This window comes from Bradyrhizobium sp. P2_E8 (assembly GCF_056403875.1).
In genome coordinates this window covers 1-1,598 of sequence record NZ_JBFUES010001350.1, presented here as the reverse complement: position 1 = coordinate 1,598, position 1,598 = coordinate 1, and the positions used below count along the sequence as shown (strand labels likewise).

Annotated in this window: 2 protein-coding genes and 1 pseudogene; all 3 read left to right on the top strand. The window is 66.9% G+C overall.

All coding sequences use genetic code 11. The features are described from left to right. Nucleotides 1-819: pseudogene (locus AC1D00_RS40350) on the top strand (helicase-related protein); the annotation flags it as partial. A gap of 21 nt (nucleotides 820-840) precedes the next feature. Then, nucleotides 841-1,098: an RNA-binding S4 domain-containing protein gene (locus tag AC1D00_RS40345; RefSeq protein WP_271570084.1), complete on the top strand. Its 258-nt coding sequence runs from the start codon at nucleotides 841-843 to the stop codon at nucleotides 1,096-1,098. Between the two features lie 132 nt (nucleotides 1,099-1,230). After that, nucleotides 1,231-1,569 (top strand): ferredoxin FdxA, encoded by a 339-nt coding sequence (gene fdxA, locus AC1D00_RS40340; RefSeq protein ID WP_027545217.1) that lies wholly within the window; start codon nucleotides 1,231-1,233, stop codon nucleotides 1,567-1,569. Nucleotides 1,570-1,598: the final 29 nt, after the last annotated feature.

The following is a 1,598-nucleotide window of genomic DNA, read 5'->3' as shown; positions in this document are numbered from 1 at the left end:
GCAGACACACCGATCGAAGCCGCTGCGGTCGCAGTCACCGTCGAAGACGCGCCCGGCATGGAGCAGCACGACGAGCCCGCGCAGGACGAGCCGGCGCTCGAAGCATTGCTAGATGCTCCCGTCACGCCCGAAGACGCTCCCGGCATCGCGCCGCCGGCCGAAGAGGAAGCCGCTGCGCCTGCGGAGGCTGCCGGCCTTGAAGCCGCGCCCGCTGAAGCCGCCGCGGTCGAGGCCGCTGCATCGCCCGATGCCGCCGCACCTGTCGAGGCCGCGCCCGCCGAGCCCGAGCTGGTCGAGGTCTGGCGTCCCGGYGGCCGTCACGAGGATCGCAAGCCGCGCCACGAGCGTCATCGCCACCAGCGTCACCATCATCAGCCGCGTCCGCAGGCGGGCGCCGAGGCGGGTGCTGCGCCCGCCGAAGGCGAGGCCGCGCAAGCAGCCGACGGCGAGAAGCGCGGCGAGCGCCATCGTCACGGCGGTCGCAGGGATGGCGGCAGAGACTTCCGCAAGGGCCGCGAAGGCGGTGCGGAAGGCGCGCCGCGTCCCGAAGGGCGCGACGACAAGAACCGCAGCTTCCAGGGCAAGGACCGCGACAAGGATCGCGATCGCAACAAGGGCAAGTTCGGTGGCGATCGCGACAAGGGCCGCGACAATCGCGGCCGCGACCGTGACAAGGGCCGTGACCGCCAGGGCGGGCCGTCGCTGCGTCCCTACGCCTCAAGCGCGAACCCGCGCGAGCGCGATCGTCCGGTCGATCCCAATTCGCCCTTCGCAAAGCTCGCTGCGCTGAAGGAGCAGCTCGCGGGGCGCAAGGAGTAGCCCACGACCGAGCGGCAGCGCATCGACAAATGGCTGTGGCACGCGCGGGTGGTGAAGGCGCGCACCTCTGCGGCTGAACTGGTCGAGTCCGGCCATGTCCGCGTCAACGGCGTGCGCGAGACCTCGCCGGGGCATGCGATCAAGGCCGGCGACGTGCTCACCATCGCGCTCGACCGCACCGTGCGCGTGTTGAAAGTGATAGCCTTCAACGAGCGCCGCGGCGACGCCGCCTCGGCGCGCGTGCTCTACGAGGAGCTCGGCGAAGGAAAGCGCAATTAATTGCGCTTTGAATTCATTTCTTGGTCGATCAAACGCGCAAAGCCGTCATGATCGACCGTCCCCGACCTTGCGGCGCCGGGCCATCCGCGCTACGCAAGCCGCGACTTTTAAAAGAGCTTTTCGGAGCGTTGGATGACTTACGTCGTCACTGAAGCCTGCATCAAGTGCAAGTATACCGACTGCGTCGAGGTCTGCCCGGTCGACTGTTTCTACGAGGGCGAGAACATGCTCGTCATCCATCCCGACGAATGCATCGACTGCGGCGTGTGCGAGCCGGAATGCCCCGCCGACGCCATCAAGCCGGACACGGAACCGGGCCTGGAAAAGTGGCTGTCGGTCAACGCCGACTACGCCAAGAGCTGGCCGAACATCACCCAGAAGAAAGAATCACCCGCCGACGCCAAGGAATTCGACGGCATGGAGGGAAAGTTCGAGAAATATTTTTCTCCGAACCCCGGCTCCGGAGACTAATTCGGCCGCAAACTTAACCCTAATAGCGG

Bases quoted from the DNA above. Each gene is read 5' to 3' on its own strand.
- fdxA (WP_027545217.1), top strand. From the start codon at position 1,231: ATGACTTACGTCGTCACTGAAGCCTGCATCAAGTGCAAGTATACCGAC.